Here is a 24,109-nt window from a genome sequence, read left to right on the forward strand (position 1 = left end):
GTTCTGATGGAGCGTCAGATCAATGTCAGATCAGGGTGAGCGGGCGGGAGGCTCGGCGATGAGCGACCTCATCGAGCACGGACAGCTCTTCATCGGCGGCGCATTGGCCGATCCGGCCGGCACGGATGTGATCGAGGTCGTCTCGCCGCACACCGAGGCGGTCATCGGGCGGGTGCCGCACGCCTCGCGCGAGGACGTGGACCGCGCGGTCGCGGCGGCGCGCACCGCCTTCGAGGAGGGGCCCTGGGCCCGGGCGTCGCTGGAGGAGCGGATCGCGGTCGTCACCCGCGTCAAGGACGCCGTCGCCGCCCGCCACGAGGAGATCGCCAAGGCCATCAGCGCGCAGAACGGCTCCCCGTACTCCTGGAGCGTGCTGGGCCAGGCGCTCGGCGCGCTGATGGTGTGGGATTCCGCGATCACGGTGGCGCGCGACTTCGTCTTCGAGGAACGGCGCGCCGGGGTCCTGGGCCCGCTGCTGGTGCGGCGCGAGCCGGTCGGGGTGGTCGCGGCCGTGGTGCCGTGGAACGTCCCGCAGTTCACGGCGGCGGCGAAGCTGGCGCCCGCGCTGCTGGCAGGCTGCTCGGCGATCCTCAAGCCGTCGCCGGAGACCCCGCTGGACTCCTACATCCTGGCGGAGATTGTGGCCGAGGCCGGGCTGCCTGAGGGGGTGCTGTCGATCCTCCCGGCGGACCGCGAGGTCAGTGAGTACCTGGTCGGGCACCCGGGCGTGGACAAGGTGTCCTTCACCGGCTCGGTCGCGGGGGGCAAGCGGGTCATGGAGGTCGCCTCGCGCAATCTGACCCGGGTGACGCTGGAGCTGGGCGGGAAGTCCGCCGCGGTGATCCTGCCCGACGCCGACCTGGACGCGGCGGTCGCCGGGATCGTGCCCAACGCGTGGATGAACAACGGACAGGCGTGCGTCGCCCAGACCCGTATCCTCGCCCCGCGCAGCCACTACGACGAGATCGCCGACCGCTTCGCGGCCGCCGCCTCGGCCCTGGTCGTCGGCGACCCGCTGGACCCCGCGACCCAGGTCGGCCCGCTGGTGGCGCGGCGCCAGCAGCAGCGGTCGCTGGACTACATCGCCACCGGGCAGCGGGAGGGCGCCAAGGTCCTGACGGGCGGCGGGCGCCCGGCGGACCGTGACAAGGGCTGGTACGTCGAGCCGACGCTGTTCGGCGACGTCGACAACGGCATGCGGATCGCCCGCGAGGAGATCTTCGGGCCGGTGATCTGCCTGCTGCCGTACGGGGAGGAGGAAGAGGCGGTGCGCATCGCCGACGACTCCGACTACGGCCTGTCCGGCAGCGTATGGACCGCGGACGTGGCGCACGGCATCGAGCTCGCGCGCCGGATCCGTACCGGTACGTACTCCGTCAACACCTTCAGCCTCGACATGCTCGGGCCGTTCGGCGGCTACAAGAACTCCGGCCTGGGGCGGGAGTTCGGGCCCGAGGGCTTCTCCTCGTTCCTGGAGCACAAGATGATCCACCTGCCGCAGGGCTGGGACGGGGAGCAGGGCTGATGGGCGACCGCTGGCAGGTCGAGGTGGACCGCGACGTCTGCATCGGCTCGGGGCTGTGTGTGAGTGCCGCGCCCGGTGGGTTCCGGCTCGACGCGGCTCGGCAGTCGCATCCGGTCGCGGCGGAGACGGACGCGTCGGAGGCGGTGCTGACGGCGGCCGAGGGGTGCCCGGTCGAGGCCATCGCCATCCGGCTCATCGGCGGTGAGGCGGGCGGGGGCGGCGGCTCCCGGGGCGAGCAGGTATTCCCCCCGGACGAATAGCCGAGCCGTGCCCCGATGGACGGGGCGCGGTAAATTTCGAACTGCAGTTCATGCATTTCGAACTGCAGTTCATCGAACTTACTCATGCGTATTGCACGGTCTCTTCGTGACGGATGTGACTGTTCCCCTCGGTGGTGGCGTGGAAATCTCTAGGCCATCACGCCGAGGGGGACGCGATGGACAAAAGGTATGAGGTCTTCTGTCTTGCCGACAGATATTTCTATGAGACCCCCGACCGACTGTCCGCCGATGCGGGGGACTCCGCATCCGGCTACGAGGCCGCCCAGCGCGCCGTCCCGGACGGGTGGGAGACGTTCACCTCCGGGGACTGGCTGCACGTCAACCCCGTACTGCCGGACGGGACTCCCCGGCCGGGCCGGCCGAGCCAGGGCTGGAAAGTGCATGTCTCGGCCTGTCTCGACAACGCGGAAAAGACCGCGGCCAAGGTCTGGGACTACTGCGTGCCCAGGGAAATACCCTTTAAATTCGTGCCCACCGCGCATGCGCTGCACCTGCGCAACTCGAAATACGCGGGGCGCGGCTCCAGCGGGAAGTTCGCCACGATCTACCCGGCCGACGAGGTGGAACTCCACACCATTCTCCGTGAATTGGGCGACCTGCTGGCGGGCGAGCCAGGCCCGTACATCCTGACCGATCTGCGCTGGCAGGACGGCCCGCTGTATGTGCGCTACGGCGGCTTCGCACAGCGCTACTGTGTCGATGACGCCGACGGCTCCGGCGCCGGCGGCACGCTGGTGCCCGCCATCGAGGACCCGTCCGGCAGGCTCGTCCCGGACCGCCGCGACCCCGCCTTCCACCTCCCCGAGTGGGTGACGCTGCCCGACTTCCTCGCGCCGCAGCTGGCCGCCCGCAACGCCACCACGGTCGCCGACCTCCCGTACCGCATCGAGAAGGCCCTGCACTTCTCCAACGGCGGCGGGGTCTACGTGGGGACGGACACCCGCACCGGAGCGAAGGTGGTCCTCAAGGAGGCGCGCCCGTACGCCGGGCTGGCCTCGGACGGGGCGGACGCCGTCACCCGACTGGAGCGGGAGAAGGCCGCCCTGGAGCGGCTGTCGGGGCTGGGCGTGGCGCCGGAGGTGCGTGACTGGTTCACCCTCGGCGACCACCGCTTCCTGGTGATGGACCATGTCGCGGGCCGCACCCTCAACTCCTTCTTCGCGCAGCGCCACCCGCTGTTGGCCGCCGAGCCGGACCCGGCCGCGGTCGCCGAGTACACCCGCTGGGCGCTGCGGATCCACGGCATGGTCGAGGAGGCCGTCGCCGCGGTCCACGGACGCGGGGTGGTCTTCAACGACCTGCACATGTTCAACATCATGGTCAGCCCCGACGAGTCGTCCGTCATGCTGCTGGACTTCGAGGCGGCCGCGCACATCGGCGAGGGGCGGCGGCAGGCCATCGCCCACCCCGGCTTCGTCGCCCCGCTCGACCGCCGGGGGTTCGAGGTGGACCGCTACGCGCTCGCGTGTCTGCGGCTCGCCCTCTTCGTACCGATGACCACGCTGCTGGTGGTGGACCGCGGGAAGGCGGCGCACCTGGCGGAGGTGGCGGCCGGGCAGTTCCCGGTCGACCGGGCCTTCCTGGACGAGGCGGTGGAGGTGATCGCGGGCGGCGGGCACGGTGGCTCGGCGGGTGCGGTGGGTAGCGATGGTGAGCACGGTGGCTCGACGGGGGCGACGGGCCGCGGCGGCGGCTCGTATGTGCCCGTGGACCCCGCGGACTGGCCCCGCAGCCGTGACTCGATGGCCCGCGCCATCCGCGCCTCGGCCACGCCCGAGCGCGACGACCGGCTCTTCCCGGGCGACATCGGCCAGTTCGCCGACGGCGGCGGGCTCGGGGTGGCGCACGGCGCGGCAGGTGTTCTCCACGCGCTCGACCAGACCGGCGCCGGGCGGTTCGAGGCGGGGGAGGAGTGGCTGCTGCGGCACACCGCCCCGCCCCCGCGCGGCACCCCGCTCGGCTTCTACGACGGGCTGGCGGGCGTGGCGTACGTCCTGGAGCGGCTCGGCCACACCGAGCGCGCGCTGGAGATCGTCGAGCGGGTCCTCGACGAGAAGTGGCAGCGGCTTGCACCGGACCTGCACGGCGGCCTCGCGGGCGTCGGCCTGACCTTGGACCACCTCGCCCGGGCGACCGGCGAGGCGGGGCTGCGCGAGCGGGCCTGGGAGGCGGCGCGGCTGCTCGCCGACCGGCTGGGCGGGGACCGGGCGGACGGGGAGGCCGGGGTGCGGCTGACCGGCAAGCGGGCCGGACTGCTGCACGGCGCGAGCGGCCCGGCGCTGCTCTTCCTGCGGCTGTACGAGCACTCCGGCGACCCGGCGCTGCTCGACCTCGCCGCCGCCGCGCTCCGCCAGGACCTGGACCGCTGCGTCCGGGACCGGCACGGCACGCTGCTCGTCGACGAGGGCTTCCGCACCATGCCGTACCTGGGCGCGGGAAGCGTCGGGATCGGGATGGTCCTCGACAGCTGGCTCGCGCACCGCGCCGACCCCGACTTCGAGGCGGCACGCGGTGGCATCGCGGCCGCGGCGTCGCTGCGCTACTACGCCCAGCCGGGGCTGTTCAACGGCCGCGCCGGGATGGTGCTGCACCTCGGCCGCACCACCACCCCCAACCTCGCGCCCGGACGGCTCGCGGCGCAGATCGCGGGCCTGGGCTGGTACGCCGTGCCGTACCAGGGGCATCTCGCCTTCCCCGGCGAACAGATGATGCGCCTCTCGATGGATCTGGCCACCGGAACCGCGGGCTGCCTGCTCGCACTCGGCGCGGCCTGCGCCCCGCCGCAGGCCGAACCGGTCGGCCTGCCCTTCCTGCCGCCGCTCAGGCGGCCCTAGGACCGGCCCCCGCCAGGGGTCGCAGCAAGAAAACGCACCACGCAAGGAAACACAAGAAACCCATCCCCAGGGATATTGAGAGAGAGGAACGACCATGACACTGCTCGACCTCCAGACGCTCGAGACCGAGGAGTCCGAGGACTTCGGCGGCGGTGGCGGCGGCGAAAGCAGCGTGAGCCTGCTGCTCTGTGACAAGCACAGCTCGCACAGCAACCTCCTGTGCCTGTGACCTGACCGGTCCGGCACCAACGCGGTCCCGGCGGCACGACCCGCCGGGACCGCGTCCACGCGGGGATCGGCCCACCGCACCCCGCGGCCCCGCGCCGGGCTTCCGGACCGGCGCGGGGCCTGCGCGATTTCGGGCGGGCGCCCGCGCCGCCCGGCGTCGCCGGCCGTGCTCGGCCGGACCGCCGCCCGCACGACACCCCACTCGCGAGGAGGCGAGGACCTGCCCCGCATGGCCTCTTCCACCCCGGCGGACGCCACCACAGACACCGCCGCCGCCCCCCACCCGCCCGCCGGCCGTACGGGCGAGCGGCTGTTGCGGGGGGCGCTGCGGCACAGCGCGGGGCGTGTCGTCGCCGTCTTCTGCCTCACCACCGCGTCCGCCGCCGTCGGGCTCGCCCTCCCCGCCGTCCTCGGCCGTACGCTCGACGTCCTGCTCGCCGATGCCCACGGTGCCGAGGCCCGGCGCTGGGTGCTCGGGAGCGCGGGGCTCACCTGTCTGCTCGTGGTGCTGGACGCGCTGGACTCGCTCCTCACCGGCACCGCCAACGCCCGCTCCATCGCCTGGCTGCGCCGCCGCCTGCTGCGCCATACGCTGAGCGCCGGGCCGCGCGCGGGGCGGCGGCTCGCGGCCGGGGATCTGGTGACCCGGCTCGTGGGCAACGCCGCGCAGGCCGGGACCGCGCCGACCGCGCTCGCCTCCGCGCTGGCCGCCGTCGTCACCCCGGTCGGTGGGCTGGTCGCGCTGGCTCTCATCGACCCGTGGCTCGCCGTCGCCTTCCTCGTCGGGCTGCCGCTTCTCGCCGTCCTGCTGCGCTCGTTCGTCCGGGACACCACCGACAGCGTCGCCCGCTACCAGCACAGCCAGGGCGAGATCGCGGGCCGTCTGGTGGAGGCGCTGGGCGGGGCGCGGACCATCGCGGCGGCGGGGACGGGCGGCAGGGAGCGGGCGCGGGTGCTCGCGCCGCTGCCCGAGCTCAGCCGTCAGGGGCATCGCATGTGGCGGGTCCAGGGGCGCTCCGCCGCGTGGGCCGCCGCGATCGTGCCGCTGCTGCAGATCGCCGTGGTCGCCGTGGCCGGGCTGCGGCTGACGGCGGGGGAGCTGAGCGTCGGCGATCTGCTGGCCGCCGCCCGCTACGCGGTGCTGGCCACCGGCATCGGCATGCTGGTCGGCCACCTCAACGGCCTGGTGCGCAGCCGCACCGCCGCCCGCCGCTTCGCGCCCGTCCTGGCCGAGCCCGCCACCGCGTACGGCACGCGCTCGCTGCCGCCGGGGGACGGGACGCTGGAGCTGCGCGGGGTCCGGGCGGCGCGCGGCGGGCGTGCGGTGCTGTGCGGTGTCGACGTGGTGGTGCCGGGCGGGCGCTGCCTCGCCGTGGTCGGCCGCTCCGGGTCCGGCAAGTCGACGCTGGCCGCGATCGCCGGGCGGCTCGCCGACCCGGACGGCGGCGAGGTGCTGCTCGACGGCGTGCCGCTGCCCGAACTCACCCACGACGCGTTGCGCCGAGCGATCGGCTACGCCTTCGAGCGCCCCGCGCTGCTCGGCGGCACGATCGGCGGGACCATCGCGATGGGACCGGCCCCGCCACCGCCCGGGCGGGTCGTCCGGGCGGCGCGCGCGGCCTGCGCCGACGACTTCGTACGGCTGCTCCCGGACGGGTACGACACGCCCTGCGCCAAGGCCCCGCTGTCGGGTGGCGAGACCCAACGCCTGGGCCTGGCACGGGCGTTCGCCCACCAGGGCCGGGTGCTGATCCTCGACGACGCCACCTCGAGCCTGGACACCGTCACCGAGTTGCGGGTGACCCAGGCGCTGTCCGGCCACCTCCTGGGCGCCCGGCCCCGTACCCGGGTGATCGTCGCCCATCGCGCGGCGACGGCGGCCCGCGCGGATCTGGTGGTCTGGCTGGAGGACGGGCGGGTACGGGCGGCCGGGCGCCACGCCGAACTCTGGGAGTTGGACGGCTACCGGGCGGTGTTCGCCGCACCGGAGATCTCCGGCAAGCCGGACGGAACCGAAGTGCCGCAAGTGGACGGGGGAATTCAGGGTGGCTGAATTCGGGCCGGACAAAACGGGCGGCCGGGTCGGGGAGCGCGGGGGTAGGCCGGGGCCATATGCCGAGGGCATTCGCTTTCTGCGCGGGCGGCGCCGGGTGCTGCTGCGGCTCGCGGCGTGGTCGGTGCTGGAATCCGGACAGACGTTCGTGGGCGGATACGCGCTGGCCCGGGCGCTGGACGACGGCTTCCTGGCGGGGGAGCGGGGCGTCGGGCTGGCCTGGCTGGGGCTCGCCGCGCTGGCCGTGGCCCTCGGCGCGTACGGCACCGGCCGCGTCTACCGGGCGATGGCCGCCCTCGTCGAGCCGCTGCGCGACGCGCTCGTACGCCGGGTGGTGACGCACGCCGTGGGGGGCGGTGGGGGTGCGGGTGGTGGGGGCAGCACGGCGGTCTCCCGGCTCACCCATCAGGTGGAGATCGCCCGCGACACCTTCGCGGGCCTGGTCATGGTCTCCCGTTCGTTCGTGTTCGTCGCCGCCGGCGCCCTCGTCGGCCTCTTCTCGCTCGCCCCGGTCCTGCTGCTCGTCGTCCTCCCGCCGCTGGTCCTCGGGCTGGCGCTGTTCTTGGCGACGCTGCGCCCGATGGCCCGCCGTCAGGAGGCGTTCCTCGAAGCGGACGAGAACATCGCGGAGAAGCTGGGCGCCGTCGCCTCCGGGCTGCGGGACATCACGGCGGCGGGGGCGGAGGAGCGGATCGGGGCGGACGCGGGGGAGCGGATCGACGCCGAGTACCGGGCGGCGCGCGCCCTCGCCCGCTGGGGCGTGGTGCGGGTGGTCGCCATCGGGGTCGGCGGGCGGCTGCCCGTCGTGCTGATGCTGGTGGCCGCCCCGTGGCTGCTGGAGCGGGGGGTGACGACGGGCGCGCTGGTGGGGGCCCTGGCCTATCTGCAGCAGTCGCTGCTGCCCGCCCTGCAGAGCCTGATGCAGGCGCTCGGCACGGGCGGCTCCCGGCTGGCGGTGGTGATCCGGCGGCTGGCCGGGACGGTACCCGACGGGGTCGAATCGGGCCCGGGCGAGGCGGCGGCCCGCGCGCCGGCGCGCCCCACCTCCGCCGCTGTTGAGCTGCGCTCGGTCACCTTCGCGTACGGCGACCGGGCCGCCCCGGTCGTCGAGGACCTGGACCTCGACATCCCGGCGGGCGGCCATCTGGCCGTGGTCGGTCCGAGCGGCATCGGCAAGTCCACGCTCGCGGGGCTGATCGCGGGGCTGCTGGAGCCGCGCTCGGGCGAGGTCCGGGTGTGCGGGGAGCCCGTACGAGGGCCCGGCGCCGTACGGCCGGCCGCGCTGCGGGTGCTGATTCCGCAGGAGGCGTACGTCTTCTCCGGCACCCTCGCCGACAACCTCCGTTACCTGTGCCCGGACACGGACACGGACACGGACACGGACACGGACACGGACACGGACACGGACACGGACACGGACACGGACACGGACACGGACACGGACACGGACACGGGCACCGCCTCAGGCGCGCGTACGGACGCCGAACTCCTCGCCGCCGCCGAGACCATGGGGCTCGACGCGCTGCTGGCCCGGATCGGCGGGCCGTACGCCGACGTCGACCCGGCCGCCCTGTCCGCGGGGGAGCGCCAGCTGATCGCGCTCGCCCGCGCGTATCTCTCGCCCGCTCCCGTGGTGCTGCTCGACGAGGCGACCTGCCATCTCGACCCGGCCGCCGAGGCCCGTGCGGAGCGGGCCTTCGCGCGGCGTCCCGGCACCACCCTGATCGTGATCGCCCACCGCGTGAGCTCGGCGCGCCGCGCGGAGCGCGTGCTGGTCATGGACGGCCGGCAGACGGTCTGCGGCCGCCATGCCGAGCTGCTGGAGAGCTCGGCGCTCTACCGCGACCTCGCGGGAAGCTGGGAAAGCTCGGGGAGCCGGTCGGGCGCCGGGGCGTCAGACCCAGCCCTCGCCCCGTGAGATGCGGATGGCGTCCACGCGGTTGCGCGCCCCGGTCTTCCGGGTGATCGCGGCCATGTAGTTGCGTATGGTCCCGTTGGACAGGTGCAGGCTGCGGGCGATCTCGGCGATCGAGGCGCCTTCGGCGGCCAGTGAGAGCACGCTCAGCTCCCGCGCGGTCAGCGGCATTTGGGCCGCCTGGAGAAAGCCGTAGCCCAGGGAGTCGTCGATGAAACGCTCCTTGTTCGCGACGCACCGGATGCCGTCCAGCAGCCGGTCCGGCGAGGCGTTCCGGTCGATGTAGCCGAGCGCCCGCGCCTCGTGGGCCCGCCGCAGCCGCCCCGGCCGCTCCGCGTCCGCCAGCACCAGCAGTTCGCACCGGCTGTCCTTGCCGGACATCCCCTCGGATATTCCCCCGTATATTCTGGCTAACTCCCCTTTTCTCGTGGCCCCCTTGGAGCCCGGACAGTCCGTGTCCACCACGCATACGTGCGGTCGTACGGTGCGGGCTCTGCTACGCGCGTCACGCCATGATGTCGTCGTCACCTCGATGTCCGGTTCTGCTTCGATCAGTGCTGCCAACGCGGATCGCAGCAAGCAAGAGTCATGCACCAGAAGTACCCGGATCACGTGCGCCCCCTCCCACCCCGTGTGGTTTGCCCGGTCCCGGGCGTCGTTGATGATTACCGGGGTTGCGCCTGTCATGAACGCGCATATTGAGCCAATGGGGGGCGCACAGGCGCACGAAAGAGCTCATTCGCGCTTCTCTGCCCGATCGCGCGCCGTCTGCGCCCCCGGCGCGCCGTCCCCGCCGCCCGCCCCGCGCGGGGCGGTGAGGTCGATGAGGCGGCAGACCGTCTCGATGTCGATCTTCACTTGGGCGATGGAGGCCCGCCCCGACAGCCAGGTGATCAGCGCCGAGTGCCAGGTGTGCTCGATGACGCGCACGGCGGAGAGCTGCTCGGGGGTCGGCGGCCCGTCCAGCCCCATCGCGTCGAGGATGATCGCGGTGGTGAGCCGGGAGACGGTGTCCACCTCCGGGCTGACCGAGCGGTCGGCGAAGGTGAGCGCCCGAACCATCGCGTCCGCCAGATGCGGCTCGCGCTGCAGCGCCCGGAAGGCCCGCATCAGGGTCTGGGCGACCCGGGTGGTCGGCTCCTCCTCGGTCGGGGGGTGCTTGCGCAGCGTCTCGTGCATGTGCTGCAGCTGGTCCTGCATGGTCGCCACCAGCAGGTGGACCTTGGACGGGAAGTAGCGGTAGAGCGTGCCCAGTGCCACGCCCGAGTTCTCGGCGACCTCGCGCATCTGCACCGCGTCGAAGCCGCCGCGGCTGGCCAGCCGGGCACTGGCGTGCAGGATGCGCCGACGGCGCGCCTCCTGCCGCTCGGTCAGCTGCAGGGAGGCCGGCTTGGCTTCTGCGGTCATCTGTCTCACTTCGGTGCGGTACAGGTGTGATCCGCCGGCGGCCGACCGGTCCCCGGGGGCCGGGACGGGGTGTGCCAACGGGTCACGGGGTGTGTCGGGTGTCCGGGAGCCACTGAAACTCGTTCTAGGTTAGCGCGGCGGGTCACCCGCCACACCGGCGTTTGCGCAGTTGAGACAGGTGGCGGCCCTACTGGCGAGTATCCGGGGGAGCCGCCCGCGCGCGCCCCGAACCTCCCGACCTGCGTCCGCAGGGTGCGGATCACCCGTCCCGGCGGCGGCGCCGATGTCCTGACCAGGTATCTTCAAGACTTCTCGGGCGATCTGCTAGTGAAACTTGTTCTAGATAAACGCGAGCGGTTACGCTCCCGCTGAGTTGCACCTAGGAGGGGGCCCGAGTGACCGCTGAGGCCGCGCAGGAGACCGGCACCGAACCGCTTCCCGACCCGCCTCCAGTCACCGTCGACAGGGACCCGGACGGACCGTTGCGGATCGCGCTGCTCACCTACAAGGGGAATCCGTTCTGCGGGGGCCAGGGCGTCTACGTACGCCACCTCTCCCGCGAACTCGCCCGGCTCGGCCACACCGTGGAGGTCATCGGCTCCCAGCCGTACCCGGTCCTCGACGACCAGGAGGGCGTCACCCTCACCGAGCTGCCCAGCCTCGACCTCTACCGGCAGCCGGACCCCTTCCGCACGCCCCGGCGCGAGGAGTTCCGCGACTGGATCGACGCCCTGGAGGTCGCCACGATGTGGACCGGCGGCTTCCCCGAGCCGCTGACCTTCAGCCTGCGGGCCCGCCGTCATCTGGCCGCCCGCCGCGGTGAGTTCGATGTCGTCCACGACAACCAGACCCTCGGCTACGGCCTGCTGGACCTGGACCGCGCCGGCTTCCCGCTGGTCACCACCATCCACCACCCGATCACCGTCGACCGCCGGCTGGACCTGGACGCCGCGCCCGACTGGAAGCGCCGCGCCTCGGTGCGCCGCTGGTACGGCTTCACCCGGATGCAGAAGCGGGTGGCCCGGCGGCTGCCCTCCGTGCTCACCGTCTCCGGCTCCTCCCGCCGGGAGATCGCCGACCAGCTCGGGGTGCGCCCGGGCCGGGTGCACGTGGTGCACATAGGCGCGGACACCCGGCTGTTCTCCCCGGACCCCGCCGTGCCCGAGGTGCCCGGCCGGATCGTCACCACCTCCAGTGCGGACGTACCGCTCAAGGGCCTGGTCCACCTCGTGGAGGCGCTCGCGAAGGTCCGCACCGAGAACCCCGACGCGCATCTGGTCGTCGTCGGCAAGCGCCCCGAGACCGGCCCGGTGGCCGAGGCCGTGACCCGGTACGGGCTCGAAGGCGCCGTCGACTTCGTCAAGGGCATCAGCGACGCCGAACTCGTCGACCTGGTGCGCGGCGCGCAGATCGCCTGTGTGCCCTCGCTGTACGAGGGGTTCTCGCTCCCCGCCGCCGAGGCCATGGCCACCGGCACCCCGCTGGTCGCCACCACCGGCGGCGCGATCCCCGAGGTCGCCGGCCCCGACGGCGAGACCTGCCTCGCGGTGCCGCCCGGCGACGCGGGCGCGCTCGCCGCCGCGCTCACCCGGCTCCTGGACGACGCGGAGCTGCGCCGGAAGCTGGGCGCGGCGGGCCGTGAGCGGGTCCTTGAGCACTTCACCTGGGAGCGGGCCGCGATCGGCACGGTGGAGCGCTACCGCGAGGCCATCGCGGCGCGGGCCGGAGCCCCCCGCCCCCGGCCCGCGGCCCGCGCCGCCGCCCGTCGCCCCGTCTGACCGCCCTCCCTTCCCGCAGCCCGACCCGCCGGAATCCCCCAGATCAGAAGGCAGATCACCGTGCTGACCGTCGATTTCTCCCGCTTCCCGCTCGCCCCCGGCGATCGCGTACTCGACCTGGGCTGCGGCGCCGGCCGGCACGCCTTCGAGTGTTACCGGCGCGGCGCGCGGGTCGTCGCCCTCGACCGCAACGGCGAGGAGATACGGGAAGTCGCCAAGTGGTTCGCCGCCATGAAGGAGGCGGGCGAGGCCCCCGCGGGCGCGACGGCCACCGCCATGGAGGGCGACGCGCTGTCCCTGCCCTTCCCCGACGACAGCTTCGACGTCGTCATCATCTCCGAGGTGATGGAGCACATCCCCGACGACAAGGGGGTGCTGGCGGAGATGGTGCGGGTGCTGCGCCCCGGCGGCCGGATCGCGGTCACCGTGCCGCGCTACGGTCCTGAGAAGGTCTGCTGGACGCTGTCCGACGCGTACCACGAGGTCGAGGGCGGCCACATCCGCATCTACCGCGCCGAGGAACTCCTCGGCAGGATGCGCGAGGCCGGGCTGCGCCCCTACGGCACCCACCACGCCCACGCGCTGCACAGCCCCTACTGGTGGCTCAAATGCGCCTTCGGGGTGGACAACGACAAGGCCCTGCCCGTCCGGGCGTACCACAAGCTGCTGGTGTGGGACATCATGAAGAAGCCGCTGGCCACCCGGGTCGCCGAGCGGGCCCTGAACCCGGTCATCGGCAAGAGCTTCGTGGCGTACGCGACCAAGCCGCACACCCCCTCCCAGGAGGAGGCGTGACGGCCTTCGGCCCTGGGCCCGGCCGCACCGAACGCCTCGTCCTGCCCGGCGTGCTGACCGCGGAGCAGGTCACGCGGACGGTCGCGGGCATCGCCGCCGTCCAGCGCGGCGACGGGGCCATCCCGTGGTTCCGCGGCCATCACCTCGACCCGTGGGACCACATCGAGGCCGCGATGGCGCTGGACACGGCGGGCGAGCGGGAGCGCGCCGAGGCCGCGTACGACTGGCTGGCCCGCCACCAGAACCCCGACGGGTCCTGGTGCGCCGCCTACCCCGACACCGCGAACGGGGTCGACGCGGCGCACCCCGACGACCCCGGCCGGGAGTCCAACTTCTGCGCCTACATCGCCGTCGGCGTCTGGCACCACTACCTGGCCACCGGCGACGACGCCTTCCTGGACCGCGTCTGGCCGACCGTCGCCGCCGCCGTCGAGTTCGTCCTCGGCCTGCAGCAGCCCGGCGGGCAGATCGGCTGGCGGCGCGAGGCCGACGGCAGCGCGGCCACCGACGCCCTGCTCACCGGCTCCTCCTCCATCTACCAGGCGCTGCGCTGCGCCCTGGCCATCGCGGAGCACCGCGAGGAGCCCCAGCCGGACTGGGAGCTGTCGGCGGGGCTGCTGGGGCACGCCATCCGCCACCACCCCGAGCGGTTCCTCAACAAGGACCACTACTCGATGGACTGGTACTACCCGGTGCTCGGCGGGGCCCTCACCGGCGCCGCGGCCAAGGAGCGCATCGAGGCGGACTGGGACCGCTTCGTCGTCCCCGGCCTGGGCGTGCGCTGCCTGTCCACCAACCCCTGGGTCACCGGCGGCGAGAGCTGTGAACTCGCCCTCGCGCTGTGGGTGATGGGGGAGTCCGACCGGGCGGTGGAGATACTGCGGTGGATCCAGTCCCCGCTGCGCGCGGAGGACGGGATGTACTGGACGGGCTACGTCTTCGAGGACGACGCCGTCTGGCCCGAGGAGCGCACCACCTGGACCGCGGGCTCGCTGCTGCTGGCGGCGGCAGCGCTGGGCGGGGACGAGGCGACCACGGTGGTCTTCGGCGGGGAGCGGCTGCCGCGCGGGCTGGACTCGGACTGCTGCGGATAGCGGCCGGGCCTCGGCCGCCGTACCGCTTCGGGCCGCGCCGCCTCAGTTCCGCCGGATGCGCGCGGCCAGCGCATGGCCGACGATCACGTAGACGAGGGCGGGCAGACCGTAGTTCAGTACGGTCCGCAGCCAGTCGGTGTCCATGGTGAACAGGTCGTACGACCAGCTCGCCAGCCACCGGGCGGCGTCATGGACGAAGGACACCAGGTCGTTCGCGCGGTTGGCGTCGAGGAGGGAGAAGAGGATCCACAGTCCGAGGATGACCGCGGTCACGTCCGCCGCGACCGCCACCACTCGAGCTGCCTCATTGCTTCCATAGCGATAACTTCGGGACATGCCGGACGGGTTGCCCGGTCGGCGGAAGCCAAACGCCGCGCCTCAGCTGTTGAGCTCGGCCAGCGTCCGCAGGGTCTTTGGGTCGGGCGCGGTCACCAGCAGGTCGGTCACCGGGCCCTTGCGCCACAGCTCCAGCCGCTCCGCGATCCGCTCGCGCGGCCCGACCAGCGAGATCTCGTCGGCGAAGGCGTCCGGCACCGCCTGGACCGCCTCCGCGCGGCGGCCCGCGAGGAAGAGCTCCTGGACCCGTCGCGCCTCCGCCTCGTAGCCCATGCGCCCCATCAGGTCGGCGTGGAAGTTACGGGCGGAGTGGCCCATGCCGCCGATGTAGAAGCCGAGCATGGCCTTGACCGGCAGCAGTCCCTCAGAGACGTCCGCACAGACCCGGGCCTGGGCCATGGGCGCCACCGTGAACCCCTCGGGCGCCTCGGCGAGCGCCGCCTCGTACAGCTCCGTGCGCCCCGGCGACCAGTACAGCGGCAGCCAGCCGTCGGCGATCCGCACCGTCTGCGCGATGTTCTTGGGGCCCTCCGCGCCGAGCAGCACGGGCAGGTCGGGCCGGAGCGGGTGGACGATCGGCTTGAGGGGCTTGCCGAGGCCGCCGGCGTCCGGCCCGGCGTACGGGTGCGGATGGAAGCGCCCGTCCAGCCGCACCGGGGCCTCCCGGCGCAGCACTTGGCGGATGACCTCCACATACTCGCGGGTGGCGGTCAGTGGGCTCTTCGGGAACGGCCGCCCGTACCAGCCCTCGACGACCTGCGGGCCCGACAGCCCGAGGCCGAGCATCATCCGGCCACCGGAGAGGTGGTCGAGGGTGAGGGCGTGCATCGCGGTGGCGGTGGGGGTGCGGGCGGCCATCTGCGCGATGGCCGTGCCCAGCTTGACCCGGGTGGTGTGGGCGGCGATCCAGGTGAGCGGGGTGAAGACGTCCGAACCCCAGGACTCGGCCGTCCATACGGAGTGATAGCCGAACCGTTCGGCCTGCCGGGCGAGTTCCAGGTGGCGGGGGTCGGGGCCGCGGCCCCAGTAGCCGAGCGCCAGTCCGAGCCGCATGGCGTCCCTCCGTCCCGCATCGCATGGTGTCTGACGGTGTGTCAGGTGATGCGGCGGACTGTACGGGCCGGACCCGGGAATGGCAACGGCCCCTCGCCCTTGACCGGGCGAGGAGCCGTTGACGTGGTGATCAGCGAGCCGGGTCGAGCATATGGCTCGCGCGAGCGGTGTCAGCCGCGCTGGATCCCCGTGGTGTCCTGCAGCACGCCGCGACGGCCGTCCTGCGTCTGGGCGACCAGCGCCTGACCGCGCTGCTCCACCGCGAGGTACCAGGTACCGGGGGCCAGCTCGGCGATGGTTGACGAGGAGCCGTCCTCCGCGTACAGCGGGCGGGCCACCGGCACCGCGAACCAGAACGGAGTGAAGTCCGAGCCGGCCGCGGCCGGCGGGGCCGGCTGGCTCGGGCCCGGCTGGGCGCCGAACGGCTGAGCGGGCTGGCCGGGCTGGGCACCGTACGGAGCCGGGGCGCCGGGCTGGGCACCCGGGCCCGGGTAGCCGTAACCGGGCTGCGGGGCGGCACCGTACGGGGACGGGGCTGCCGGGCCGCCGGCGCCCGCGAGCGGGGCCTGCAGGGCGGGGAGGCGCGGGGTCAGGATGACGCCCGCCGCCAGGGCGAGATTGGCCAGCAGCGAGATGATCGCGCCGGGGCCCATGCTGCCACCGTCGGGCACGGTGAACAAGGACCACAGCGAGGCCCAAGCGGCGCTCACTGCCAGGCCCGCGCCCCACTGACCGAGGGTGAGTCCGCTGACCTTGCGGGACTCCGGCTGGAAGCGGCCGGCCACGACGAGACCCGCGCCGAGCAGACCGGCCAGGATGATCGACGGCAGGACAAAGCGAAGCGTGTCCGCGTCCCAGGCGTTCGGCATGTCGATGCCGTCACAGTACGAGCCGCAGTTATCGGGCGAGTAGAAGTCGAGGAACGAGGCGATGAACAGCAACACCGCTGCTCCGATCACCACGCCGTCGCCTCGAGTGAGGGAGCGGATGTTCAACGTAGAGGTCCTTTGTCGGTTTCGTCGGTACGGACGGCAGTCGCCGGGCGCGTGGCGCGAAGGCGTCGGGGGTGGTGCCCCATCGTACGGGTGAATCTGTCACCGGTGAGCAGGGGTGTCCGATCGGTGTCCCGGTCGTGACCTGCCGTTCGGGGAGTTGTTGCGTTACCCGCCCAAGAAGTCCGTAATGCCCTGTGTGATCCCCCGTGCGGCGCGCTCCCGCCACGCCGCGTCGGTCAGTTGTGCGGCGTCCTTCGGGTCACGCATGTTGCCACACTCGATGAACACCTTCGGAACCGTCGAGAGGTTGAGTCCGCCGAGGTCATCGCGGACCTTCAGGCCGGTGCCGTCGCCCATGTAGTTGGCGGGCTTCGCTCCGGTCGCCTCGCTGAATTCCGTGACCAGCCGCGTGCCGAGGCGGTGGGACGGGCCGGTGATCTTGGAGGTGTCGGCCCCGCCGCCGCGTACGGAGGCGGGCAGGATGACATGGAAGCCGCGCTGCCCGGCGGCCGCGCCGTCCGCGTGCACGGAGACGGCCGCGTCGGCGTGCGCCTTGTTGCCGATCTCCGCCCGCTCGTCCACGCAGGGCCCGTGCGGCCGGTCGCCGTCCTGGGTGAAGACGACCTTGGCGCCCCGGTCTTGGAGCAGGGTGCGCACGCGGCGTGAGACGTCGAGGGTGAAGGACGCCTCGGAATAGCCGGAATTGGTGGCCGTGCCCGTGGTGTCACACTCCTTCTTCGTCGTGCCGATGTCGACGCTTCGGGCGATCTCGGAGGGGTGGTCGCGGTTGTGTGGATTATGGCCGGGGTCGATGACCACGACCTTGCCGGCGAGCGGCCGGCCGGAGTCGTCCTTCGGATGTCTTGTGGCCGTGCTCGATGGGCCACCGCTTGCGGGCGGGGTGATCGAGGTGCTGTCGGCGGTCGGCAGGGAGCTGGTGCCGCCGCTCTTCGAGTCGCCCATGGAATCCCAGACCAGCCAGCCGGCGAGACAGACGGGCACCAGCGCGGTCAACACGACCGAGAGGGTGCCGCCGCGGCGGCCGGGGCTGGGGGGAAAGCTTCCGTTCGACACTCGGGCGATGGTAGTCGCGTGGGCTCGGCGGGCGCGGCCGGGTCGTCAAGGCGCGGCTTCGGGGCGCGTGTCCGGCGCGGGGCGGATGCCCGGGGCGGGCTTCCGGCGCCGCGTGCCGGCGGGCGCCCGGCGGGCCGGCGCGGCTCCCCTGCCCGCTCCGGGGGCCCTCCCCGGAATCCCGGGGTCAGGGGCGAAGCCCCTGGAGCGGCAAGGGGCGGGGGCAGGGGAGAGATCAGCTGGGCACGTCTCCGCCCGTGCGGCGCAGGACGCGCAGTGAGCCGGTCACGGAGACCTCGGTGAAGGCGCCGGAGGCGAGCGCGCGGCGGTAGATCCGGTACGGGGCCTGGCCGCCGTCGGCGGGGTCGGGGAACACGTCGTGGATCACGAGGAGCCCGCCGGGGGCCAGATGCGGGGCCCAGCCCTCGTAATCGGCCGTCGCGTGCTCGTCGGTGTGGCCGCCGTCGATGAACACCAGGCCGACCGGCCCGCCCCATATGGCCGCGACCTGCGGGGACCGGCCGACGAGGGCGATCACGTGGTCTTCGAGGCCGGCGGCGTGGAGGGTGCGGCGGAAGGTCGGCAGGGTGTCCATCCGGCCGACCTCCGGGTCGACGACCTCCGGGTCGTGGTACTCCCAGCCGGGCTGCTGCTCCTCGGAGCCGCGGTGGTGGTCGACGGTGACCGCGACCGTGCCCGCCGCGCGGGCGGCGGCGGCCAGCAGGATCGTGGAGCGGCCGCAGTACGTGCCGACCTCCAGGAGCGGCAGCCGCAGCGCGGTGGCCGCGCTCGCGGCGGCGGCGTACAGGGCGAGGCCCTCGTCCACGGGCATGAAGCCCTTCGCGGCCTGGAAGGCGGCGAGCGTGGGGGCGTCGGGGGTCTCGGTGGGAGCGGAGGCAGGCTGGGTCACCCGGTCATCGTGCCTTACCGCCCGGCGGCAGGGCGGCGGGGGTGGTGGGATGCGGCGGCCGGGCTTGACCTTGACCCATGGGTCAATCCCTAGCGTCGCCGACATGATCACAACTTCGAAGGGCACCGCCCTGTCCGTTACGTCCGACCCCTCCCGCCGTGGCCCCCGCACGGGGCTGGAGATCCGGCTCGCCGCCCGGCCCGACGGGCTTCCCGCGCTCGGCGACTTCGACCTCGCCGAGGTGGCCGTTCCTGATCCGGCACCGGGTCAGGTGCTGGTGCGCAATCTCTTCATGTCGCTCGACCCCGGCATGCTGATGCTGATGACCGGCGAGTCCGGCCTGCCGATGCCGCGCTACGAGGTCGGCGAGGTGATGTACGGGGACGCCGTCGGCGAGGTGGTCGCCTCGGCGGACCCGTCCCTGGGCGAGGGCGATCTGGTGGTGCACCGGATGGGCTGGCGAGAGTACGCCCTGGCCCCGGCCGGGGCGTACCGCCGCGTCGACAAGGACGCCTATCCGACCCCCTCCACCCACCTGAGCTTCGGGCTGGTCGCCTACGTCGGGCTCATGGACGCGGCGCGGCTGCGCCCCGGCGACACCGTCTTCGTCTCCAGTGCGGCCGGGGCGACCGGGAGCATGGCCGGGCAGATCGCCCGACTCAAGGGCGCGGCCCGGGTGATCGGCAGCGCCGGATCGCCGGAGAAGGTCGCCCATCTGACCGGGAAGCTCGGTTTCGACGCGGCGTTCGACTACCACGACGGGCCGGTGGTCGACCGGCTGCGCGAGGCGGCCCCCGACGGCATCGACGTCTACTTCGACAACGTGGGCGGCGAGCAGCTGCGCGCCGCGATCGAGGTCATGAACGTGCACGGCCGCATCGCCGTCTGCGGAGCCCTGGGCCGGCAGAGCACGGCCCGTCCCGACGACGGGCCCGGCGATCTGCTCGCCGTCCTCGGCAAGCGGCTGACCATCCGCGGCTTCACGATGGGCGACCACCTGGAGCGCGCCGCGGAGTTCGGCCCGCAGTTCCGCGCCTGGCTGCGCGACGGGGCGATCGTCCACGAGGAGACGGTGATCGACGGACTGGCCGCCGCGCCGCGGACGCTCCTGGACATGGTCGGCGGCGCGTACACCGGGAAGACGGTGGTCCGGCTCGGAAGTTGACCTCGGGGAACAGCCGGAGGTCGCGGATCTTAGGGTGGGTGCGGAGGTGACGGCGATGCTGATCGGGGAACTGGCGACGCGGACGGGGGCCACGCCCCGCGCCCTGCGCTACTACGAGGCGCAGGGGCTGCTGGAGTCCGAGCGGACCGGCAACGGCTACCGCGTGTACGGGCCGGGCGCGGTGACCCGGGTCCGCAACATCCGCGACCTGCTGGCCTCCGGGTTCACCGTCGAAGACGTGAAGTCCTTCGTGGCCTACCTCGACGACAACCTGCCCGAGGTGTTCACCTACTCGCCGACGTGCGCCGACGGCTATGGCGTCGGCGCGCAGCGGGTGGTCGAGTTGGACGCGCGGATCGCTTCGCTCATCAGGCTCCGAGGCATCCTCGTCCGTCGGATGCCCTGGCTGGCAGCGCCCGCGGACAGCGCGGATACCGTCGCCAGGGCGGACAGCGCGGACGCCGTCGACACAGCCGACAGTGTGGACGCCGCCGACGAGTCGGCGGCCTGAGCCGCGTCCCTCAGGCGCCGGCCTTCCCTCATTTCTGACCATCCGTCAGATTAGAGGCAGGCCGAGAGTTCCGAGATCCGAGGGAGGCGCTCCGTGGGCATCGCCATCACGGAAGACCAGCGGGAACTGGCGCGCGCGGTGCGGGGGTGGGCCGCTCGGGCCGTGCCACCCGAGGAGGTGCGCAAGCTGCTGGACGCCCCCGCGGGCGGCTCGGGGCGGCCCGCCTACTGGGACGGGATGGCCGCGCAGGGCCTGCTCGGGCCGCATCTGCCGGAGGTGTACGGAGGGGGCGGCGGCCAGTTGCTCGACCTCGCCGTCGTCCTGGAGGAGACCGGGCGGGCGGTGCTCCCCGGGCCGTATCTGCCGACCGTGCTGGCCTCGGCGGTGCTGGCGCGCGCGGGGCAGGGCGAGTTGACCGCCGCGCTCGCCGGGGGCACGCGCGTCGGCGCGGTCGCCCTAAGCGCCGGATCGCTGACCGCCACCCCGACGGCGCTGGTCGACACGACGGCGCCCGGCACCTCTGCGGCGACCGTCGACGCAGAGACGCCCGGCGGCACCGCGGCGTCTACCACCTCCGCGGCGCCCGGCGAGGCGGCCGTCGGCGCGGCGCGGGGCTGGGTGCTGGACGGGTGCGCGCCGCCCGTGCTCGGCGCGGCCGACGCCGACCTCGTCGTGCTGGCCGCCGCGACCGCCGACGGCATCGCGTGGTTCGCCGTCGACGCCCGCGACCTGGAGATCCGCGCCCACGACAGCGCCGACCCGACCCGCCCCACCGCAGAGGTCAGCGCCTCGCGCACGGCCGTTCCCGCCGATCGGGCGCTCGCCGTGGACCCGGAGCTGGTGCGGGACCTGGCCGCGGTGCTCTTCGCGGCCGAGGCGTGCGGGACGGCGGCGTGGGCTCTGGAGACCGCGGCCGCGCACGCCAGGACGCGCGAGCAGTTCGGGCGGCCCATCGGCCAGTTCCAGGCCGTCAAGCACCTGTGCGCCGACATGCTCGTACGCGTCGAGCAGGCGCGCGCCCTCACCTGGGACGCGGCCCGCGCGGCGGGCGAGGAACGGGCGCGGGGCGAGGAACCGGCAGCGCGCGAGGAGCCGCCGCCGGGCGACGGGTCGCCGACATGTGGTGAGCCGCCGACACGCGCGGAGTCGGCGACGCGCGAACGGCAGAGCCCGCGCGCCCTGACCGCCGCGCTGGCCGCCGCCACCGCGCTCGACGCCGCCCACGGATGCGCCAAGGACTGCATCCAGATCCTCGGCGGGACCGGCTTCACCTGGGAGCACGACGCCCACCTCCACCTCCGCCGCGCGACCGCCGCGCGGGCCCTGCTCGGCACGGGCGGCACGCACCGGCTGCGGGCCGCCCGGCTGGCCGCCGCGGGCGCGCGGCGGGAGCTGCGGTTCGAGCTTCCGGCCGAGGGGGAGGTCCGCCGGGCCTACGAGTGGTACCGGACGCAGGCGCGCGCCGTGATCGAGGCGGCACGCGGCCTGGATCCGGGCGCCGCCCGCCGCGCCCTCGCGCCCACCGGCCACGCCGCCCCGCATCTGCCGCCCCCGTACGGGCTCGGCGCCGGCCCCGTACAGCAGCTCGCGGTGCAGCGGGAGCTGGCCGACGCGGGGGTGGCCCTCAGCGACCTGGGGGTTGCCACCTGGGTCGTGCCCTCGCTCATCGCGTACGGGACGCCGGAGCAGCGGGAGCGCTATCTGCTGCCGACGCTCCGCGGCGAGCTGCGGTGGTGCCAGCTGTTCTCGGAGCCGGAGGCGGGGTCCGACCTGGCGGCGCTGCGGACGAAGGCCGAGCGGACCGAGGAGGGGTGGCGAGTGAGCGGGCAGAAGGTGTGGACGTCGGGGGCGCGGCGGGCGCACCACGGCATCCTGCTGGCCCGTACGAACCCCCGGGCACCCAAGCACAAGGGGCTCACCTACTTCCTCGTCGACATGGCGCGGATGGCCGGAATCGACATCCGTCCGCTGCGGGAGATCACCGGGGAGTCGCTCTTCAACGAGGTCTATCTGGACGAGGTCCTGCTGCCGCACGACGCGGTGGTGGGCGAGGTGGACGGCGGCTGGGCGGTGGCCCGCAACACGCTCGGCAACGAGCGCGTCCACATGGCCGACCAGCTGACCTTCGACACCGGCCTGGAGGCCCTGATCGCGCGCACGGCGGACACCGACAACTCAGCCGACGCCGACGACTGGGTGCGGGAGCGGATCGGGGCGCTGGCCGCTGAGGCACACGCGCTGGCGTGCCTGGGGCTGCGCACCACCTTGCGGCAGGTGTCCGGCGTGGAGCCGGGGGCCGGCGCGAGCGTCCGTAAGCTCATCCAGACCGCACACCAGCAGAAGGTCGCCGAGCTTGCCCTAGAACTGCTGGGTCCGGCGGGCGCGGTGCGCGAGGGAGCGGGGGAGCGGGCGCTGCACGGCTTTCTGATGTCCCGCTGCCTGACCATCGCCGGTGGTACGACGCAGGTGCAGCTGAACGTCGTCGCGGAGCGGATGCTGGGACTGCCTCGCGACCCGGCGCCCGCGTAGCGCGCGCCCCGGCTCGCGCTCGGGGAAGCGCGCCTACTGCGTGAGACCTACACCCAACAGCCCCCATAGGTACGACAAAAATACGATGCAGTGCGCAGAGCTCGGTGCAAGCATCACGGCCATGTCCGCCCACACCCCCTCCACCACGGACAACTCATCCGCCGCACCAGGTGTCACCCCACCGGCCTGGGCCGTGCTGCTGGCCGCGTGCGCGGGGCAGTTCCTGGTCGTCCTGGACGTGTCCGTGGTCAATGTCGCGCTGCCGTCGATGCGTACGGACCTCGGGCTCGGCGAGACCGCGCTGCAGTGGGTGGTCAACGCCTACGCGCTCACCTTCGCCGGATTCCTGCTGCTCGGCGGCCGGGCCGCCGACCTCTTCGGGCGCAAGCGCGCCTTCCTCGTCGGCCTCGGCCTGTTCACCGCCGCCAGCCTGGCGGGCGGACTCGCCCGGGAGCCCTGGCAATTGGTCGCCGCCCGGGCCGTCCAGGGCCTGGGCGCGGCCGTGCTCTCCCCGGCCACCCTCACCATCCTCACCACGACCTTCCCGGGCGGCGCGGCCCGCACCCGGGCCATCGGCACCTGGGCGGCGGTCGGCGCGGGCGGCGGCGCCGCGGGCGGGCTGGTCGGCGGGCTGCTCACCGACTACCTCTCCTGGCGCTGGGTGCTGCTGGTCAATGTCCCCGTGGGCGCGCTGGTGCTGGTCGCCGCCACGGTGTGGCTGGCCGAGAGCCGGGCGGCGGCCGGGCGCCGGCTCGACGTACCGGGCGCGGTCCTCGTCACGGCGGGGGTCTCCGCGCTCGCGTACGGCATCGTGCAGACCGAGGGGCACGGCTGGGCCGCCACCGCCTCGCTCGTACCGCTGCTCGGCGGGTTGGCGCTGCTCGGCGTCTTCCTCGCCGTCGAGGCGCGCACCCGGGCGCCGCTGATGCCGCTCGGGCTGTTCCGCATCAGAGCGGTCTGGGCGGCGAACGCGGTGATGCTGGTGTGCGGCGGCGGCATGTTCGCGATGTGGTACTTCATGTCCCTTTACTTGCAGAACGTGCTGCACTTCAGCCCCATCGAGGCCGGTCTTGCCTTCCTCCCGCACACCCTGTCCATCGTCCTCGGCTCCAAGCTCGCCCCCCGGCTGATGGCGGTGGTCAGCGGCAAGGCGCTGGCGATGACCGGCGGGATCCTGGCCGTTATCGGCTACGCCTGGCAGAGCCGGATGGACGCCGACGGCACCTTCGCCGGTACGGTCCTGGGCCCCGCGATCGTCATGTCGCTCGGCTCCGGCCTGATGATGACCCCGCTGGCCACGGCCGCCACCTCGGGCGCCGCACCGTCCGAGGCCGGGCTGGTGGCGGGCCTGGTCAACACCAGCCGTCAGATCGGCGGCGCGCTCGGCCTGACCGTGCTGACCACGGTCGCCGCCGAGCGCATCTCCACCACCGCGAACACGAACGCGGCCGGGGGCGGCAGCGGCGGCAGCGGGGACGGGCCGGGGCCGGTGGCGCTGGCGGCCGGGTACAGCCACGCGTTCACCGTCGCCTCGGGCATCATCGCGGCCGCCGTCATCCTGATGGCCGTGGCCCTGCCGCGCAGGCGGGCCTGACAATTCCTCCGCGGCCGGGCAACGGTTGGCCGCCT

General features: G+C 73.6%; 20 protein-coding genes. 13 read left to right on the forward strand and 7 right to left on the reverse strand.

Annotation, left to right across the window (positions count from 1 at the left end; translation table 11 throughout):
• The first annotated feature begins 58 nt into the window (after window positions 1-58).
• The 6 genes from PV419_RS03640 (at window position 59) to PV419_RS03665 (ending at window position 8,839) form a co-directional block, all read left to right on the forward strand.
• Entirely contained in the window at window positions 59-1,525 is a 1,467-nt protein-coding gene (locus PV419_RS03640) for an aldehyde dehydrogenase (RefSeq protein ID WP_319686148.1), read from the forward strand.
• On the forward strand, window positions 1,525-1,785 hold the full coding sequence (locus tag PV419_RS03645) for a ferredoxin (protein ID WP_319686149.1): 261 nt from the start codon (window positions 1,525-1,527) through the stop codon (window positions 1,783-1,785). The genes PV419_RS03640 and PV419_RS03645 overlap by 1 nt, the downstream gene beginning before the upstream one ends.
• A gap of 176 nt (window positions 1,786-1,961) precedes the next feature.
• Entirely contained in the window at window positions 1,962-4,640 is a 2,679-nt protein-coding gene (gene lanKC, locus PV419_RS03650) for a class III lanthionine synthetase LanKC (protein WP_319686150.1), read from the forward strand.
• Between the two features lie 94 nt (window positions 4,641-4,734).
• The gene (locus tag PV419_RS03655; protein WP_014180165.1) at window positions 4,735-4,869 is read left to right on the forward strand and encodes a SapB/AmfS family lanthipeptide; all 135 of its coding nucleotides are present in this window, start codon (window positions 4,735-4,737) and stop codon (window positions 4,867-4,869) included.
• Between the two features lie 228 nt (window positions 4,870-5,097).
• The gene (locus tag PV419_RS03660; protein WP_319686151.1) at window positions 5,098-6,921 is read left to right on the forward strand and encodes an ABC transporter ATP-binding protein; all 1,824 of its coding nucleotides are present in this window, start codon (window positions 5,098-5,100) and stop codon (window positions 6,919-6,921) included.
• Window positions 6,922-7,018: 97 nt separating this feature from the next.
• The gene (locus PV419_RS03665; protein ID WP_319686213.1) at window positions 7,019-8,839 is read left to right on the forward strand and encodes an ABC transporter ATP-binding protein; all 1,821 of its coding nucleotides are present in this window, start codon (window positions 7,019-7,021) and stop codon (window positions 8,837-8,839) included.
• Here the strand turns inward: PV419_RS03665 and PV419_RS03670 are convergent.
• Together PV419_RS03670 and PV419_RS03675 are read right to left on the reverse strand one after the other, a co-directional pair.
• Window positions 8,816-9,448 carry a response regulator transcription factor gene (locus tag PV419_RS03670; RefSeq protein WP_319686214.1) on the reverse strand — a complete coding sequence of 211 codons (633 nt, stop codon included), beginning with the start codon at window positions 9,446-9,448 and terminating at the stop codon, window positions 8,816-8,818. The two genes, PV419_RS03665 and PV419_RS03670, sit on opposite strands and share 24 nt — an antisense overlap.
• 123 nt (window positions 9,449-9,571) lie before the next feature.
• Window positions 9,572-10,243, reverse strand: a complete 672-nt coding sequence (locus PV419_RS03675) for a TetR family transcriptional regulator (protein ID WP_319686152.1) — start codon at window positions 10,241-10,243, stop codon at window positions 9,572-9,574.
• Window positions 10,244-10,638: 395 nt separating this feature from the next.
• Here PV419_RS03675 and PV419_RS03680 point away from each other — a divergent pair, with 395 nt between their 5' ends.
• Genes PV419_RS03680 through PV419_RS03690 form a run of 3 tightly spaced genes read left to right on the forward strand, consistent with a single transcriptional unit; the run spans window position 10,639 to window position 13,910 of the window.
• The gene (locus tag PV419_RS03680) at window positions 10,639-12,021 is read left to right on the forward strand and encodes a glycosyltransferase family 4 protein (RefSeq protein ID WP_319686153.1); all 1,383 of its coding nucleotides are present in this window, start codon (window positions 10,639-10,641) and stop codon (window positions 12,019-12,021) included.
• A gap of 60 nt (window positions 12,022-12,081) precedes the next feature.
• On the forward strand, window positions 12,082-12,816 hold the full coding sequence (locus tag PV419_RS03685) for a class I SAM-dependent methyltransferase (RefSeq protein WP_319686154.1): 735 nt from the start codon (window positions 12,082-12,084) through the stop codon (window positions 12,814-12,816).
• Complete coding sequence (locus PV419_RS03690; RefSeq protein ID WP_319686155.1) at window positions 12,813-13,910, forward strand: prenyltransferase/squalene oxidase repeat-containing protein; 1,098 nt, start codon at window positions 12,813-12,815, stop codon at window positions 13,908-13,910. Before PV419_RS03685 ends, PV419_RS03690 begins: the two co-directional genes overlap by 4 nt.
• Before the next feature lie 42 nt (window positions 13,911-13,952).
• Here PV419_RS03690 and PV419_RS03695 read toward each other — a convergent pair whose 3' ends face one another.
• The 5 genes from PV419_RS03695 to PV419_RS03715 all read right to left on the reverse strand — a co-directional run bounded on the left by PV419_RS03695 (window position 13,953) and on the right by PV419_RS03715 (window position 18,275).
• Window positions 13,953-14,246, reverse strand: a complete 294-nt coding sequence (locus PV419_RS03695) for a hypothetical protein (RefSeq protein WP_319686156.1) — start codon at window positions 14,244-14,246, stop codon at window positions 13,953-13,955.
• A 42-nt stretch (window positions 14,247-14,288) separates the two neighbouring features.
• Window positions 14,289-15,299 (reverse strand): LLM class F420-dependent oxidoreductase, encoded by a 1,011-nt coding sequence (locus PV419_RS03700; RefSeq protein ID WP_319686157.1) that lies wholly within the window; start codon window positions 15,297-15,299, stop codon window positions 14,289-14,291.
• Between the two features lie 170 nt (window positions 15,300-15,469).
• Complete coding sequence (locus PV419_RS03705) at window positions 15,470-16,294, reverse strand: DUF5336 domain-containing protein (protein WP_319686158.1); 825 nt, start codon at window positions 16,292-16,294, stop codon at window positions 15,470-15,472.
• A gap of 165 nt (window positions 16,295-16,459) precedes the next feature.
• The gene (locus tag PV419_RS03710; protein WP_319686159.1) at window positions 16,460-17,368 is read right to left on the reverse strand and encodes an N-acetylmuramoyl-L-alanine amidase; all 909 of its coding nucleotides are present in this window, start codon (window positions 17,366-17,368) and stop codon (window positions 16,460-16,462) included.
• Window positions 17,369-17,600: 232 nt separating this feature from the next.
• Window positions 17,601-18,275 carry a class I SAM-dependent methyltransferase gene (locus PV419_RS03715; RefSeq protein ID WP_319686160.1) on the reverse strand — a complete coding sequence of 225 codons (675 nt, stop codon included), beginning with the start codon at window positions 18,273-18,275 and terminating at the stop codon, window positions 17,601-17,603.
• 103 nt (window positions 18,276-18,378) lie between these two features.
• Here PV419_RS03715 and PV419_RS03720 point away from each other — a divergent pair, with 103 nt between their 5' ends.
• The 4 genes from PV419_RS03720 to PV419_RS03735 all read left to right on the forward strand — a co-directional run bounded on the left by PV419_RS03720 (window position 18,379) and on the right by PV419_RS03735 (window position 24,074).
• Window positions 18,379-19,440, forward strand: coding sequence for an NADP-dependent oxidoreductase (locus PV419_RS03720; protein WP_319686161.1), 1,062 nt, complete (start codon window positions 18,379-18,381; stop codon window positions 19,438-19,440).
• 55 nt (window positions 19,441-19,495) lie between these two features.
• Window positions 19,496-19,951, forward strand: a complete 456-nt coding sequence (locus PV419_RS03725) for a MerR family transcriptional regulator (RefSeq protein ID WP_319686162.1) — start codon at window positions 19,496-19,498, stop codon at window positions 19,949-19,951.
• Between the two features lie 93 nt (window positions 19,952-20,044).
• Window positions 20,045-22,480 carry an acyl-CoA dehydrogenase gene (locus PV419_RS03730; RefSeq protein ID WP_319686163.1) on the forward strand — a complete coding sequence of 812 codons (2,436 nt, stop codon included), beginning with the start codon at window positions 20,045-20,047 and terminating at the stop codon, window positions 22,478-22,480.
• A 121-nt stretch (window positions 22,481-22,601) separates the two neighbouring features.
• A complete protein-coding gene (locus PV419_RS03735; protein ID WP_319686164.1) occupies window positions 22,602-24,074 on the forward strand; it encodes an MFS transporter in 1,473 nt (490 codons plus the stop codon).
• Window positions 24,075-24,109: the final 35 nt, after the last annotated feature.

Origin of the sequence: Streptomyces sp. ME19-01-6, from assembly GCF_033793745.1 — a bacterium.
Classification (GTDB): Bacteria; Actinomycetota; Actinomycetes; order Streptomycetales; family Streptomycetaceae; genus Streptomyces.

Coding starts and splice junctions, on each gene's coding strand:
- PV419_RS03655 (WP_014180165.1), top strand. CDS start 4,735: ATGACACTGCTCGACCTCCAGACGCTCGAGACCGAGGAGTCCGAGGAC.
- PV419_RS03735 (WP_319686164.1), top strand. CDS start 22,602: ATGTCCGCCCACACCCCCTCCACCACGGACAACTCATCCGCCGCACCA.
- PV419_RS03640 (WP_319686148.1), top strand. CDS start 59: ATGAGCGACCTCATCGAGCACGGACAGCTCTTCATCGGCGGCGCATTG.
- PV419_RS03720 (WP_319686161.1), top strand. CDS start 18,379: ATGATCACAACTTCGAAGGGCACCGCCCTGTCCGTTACGTCCGACCCC.
- PV419_RS03645 (WP_319686149.1), top strand. CDS start 1,525: ATGGGCGACCGCTGGCAGGTCGAGGTGGACCGCGACGTCTGCATCGGC.
- lanKC (WP_319686150.1), top strand. CDS start 1,962: ATGGACAAAAGGTATGAGGTCTTCTGTCTTGCCGACAGATATTTCTAT.
- PV419_RS03695 (WP_319686156.1), bottom strand. CDS start 14,246: ATGTCCCGAAGTTATCGCTATGGAAGCAATGAGGCAGCTCGAGTGGTG.
- PV419_RS03725 (WP_319686162.1), top strand. CDS start 19,496: ATGCTGATCGGGGAACTGGCGACGCGGACGGGGGCCACGCCCCGCGCC.
- PV419_RS03675 (WP_319686152.1), bottom strand. CDS start 10,243: ATGACCGCAGAAGCCAAGCCGGCCTCCCTGCAGCTGACCGAGCGGCAG.
- PV419_RS03660 (WP_319686151.1), top strand. CDS start 5,098: ATGGCCTCTTCCACCCCGGCGGACGCCACCACAGACACCGCCGCCGCC.
- PV419_RS03700 (WP_319686157.1), bottom strand. CDS start 15,299: ATGCGGCTCGGACTGGCGCTCGGCTACTGGGGCCGCGGCCCCGACCCC.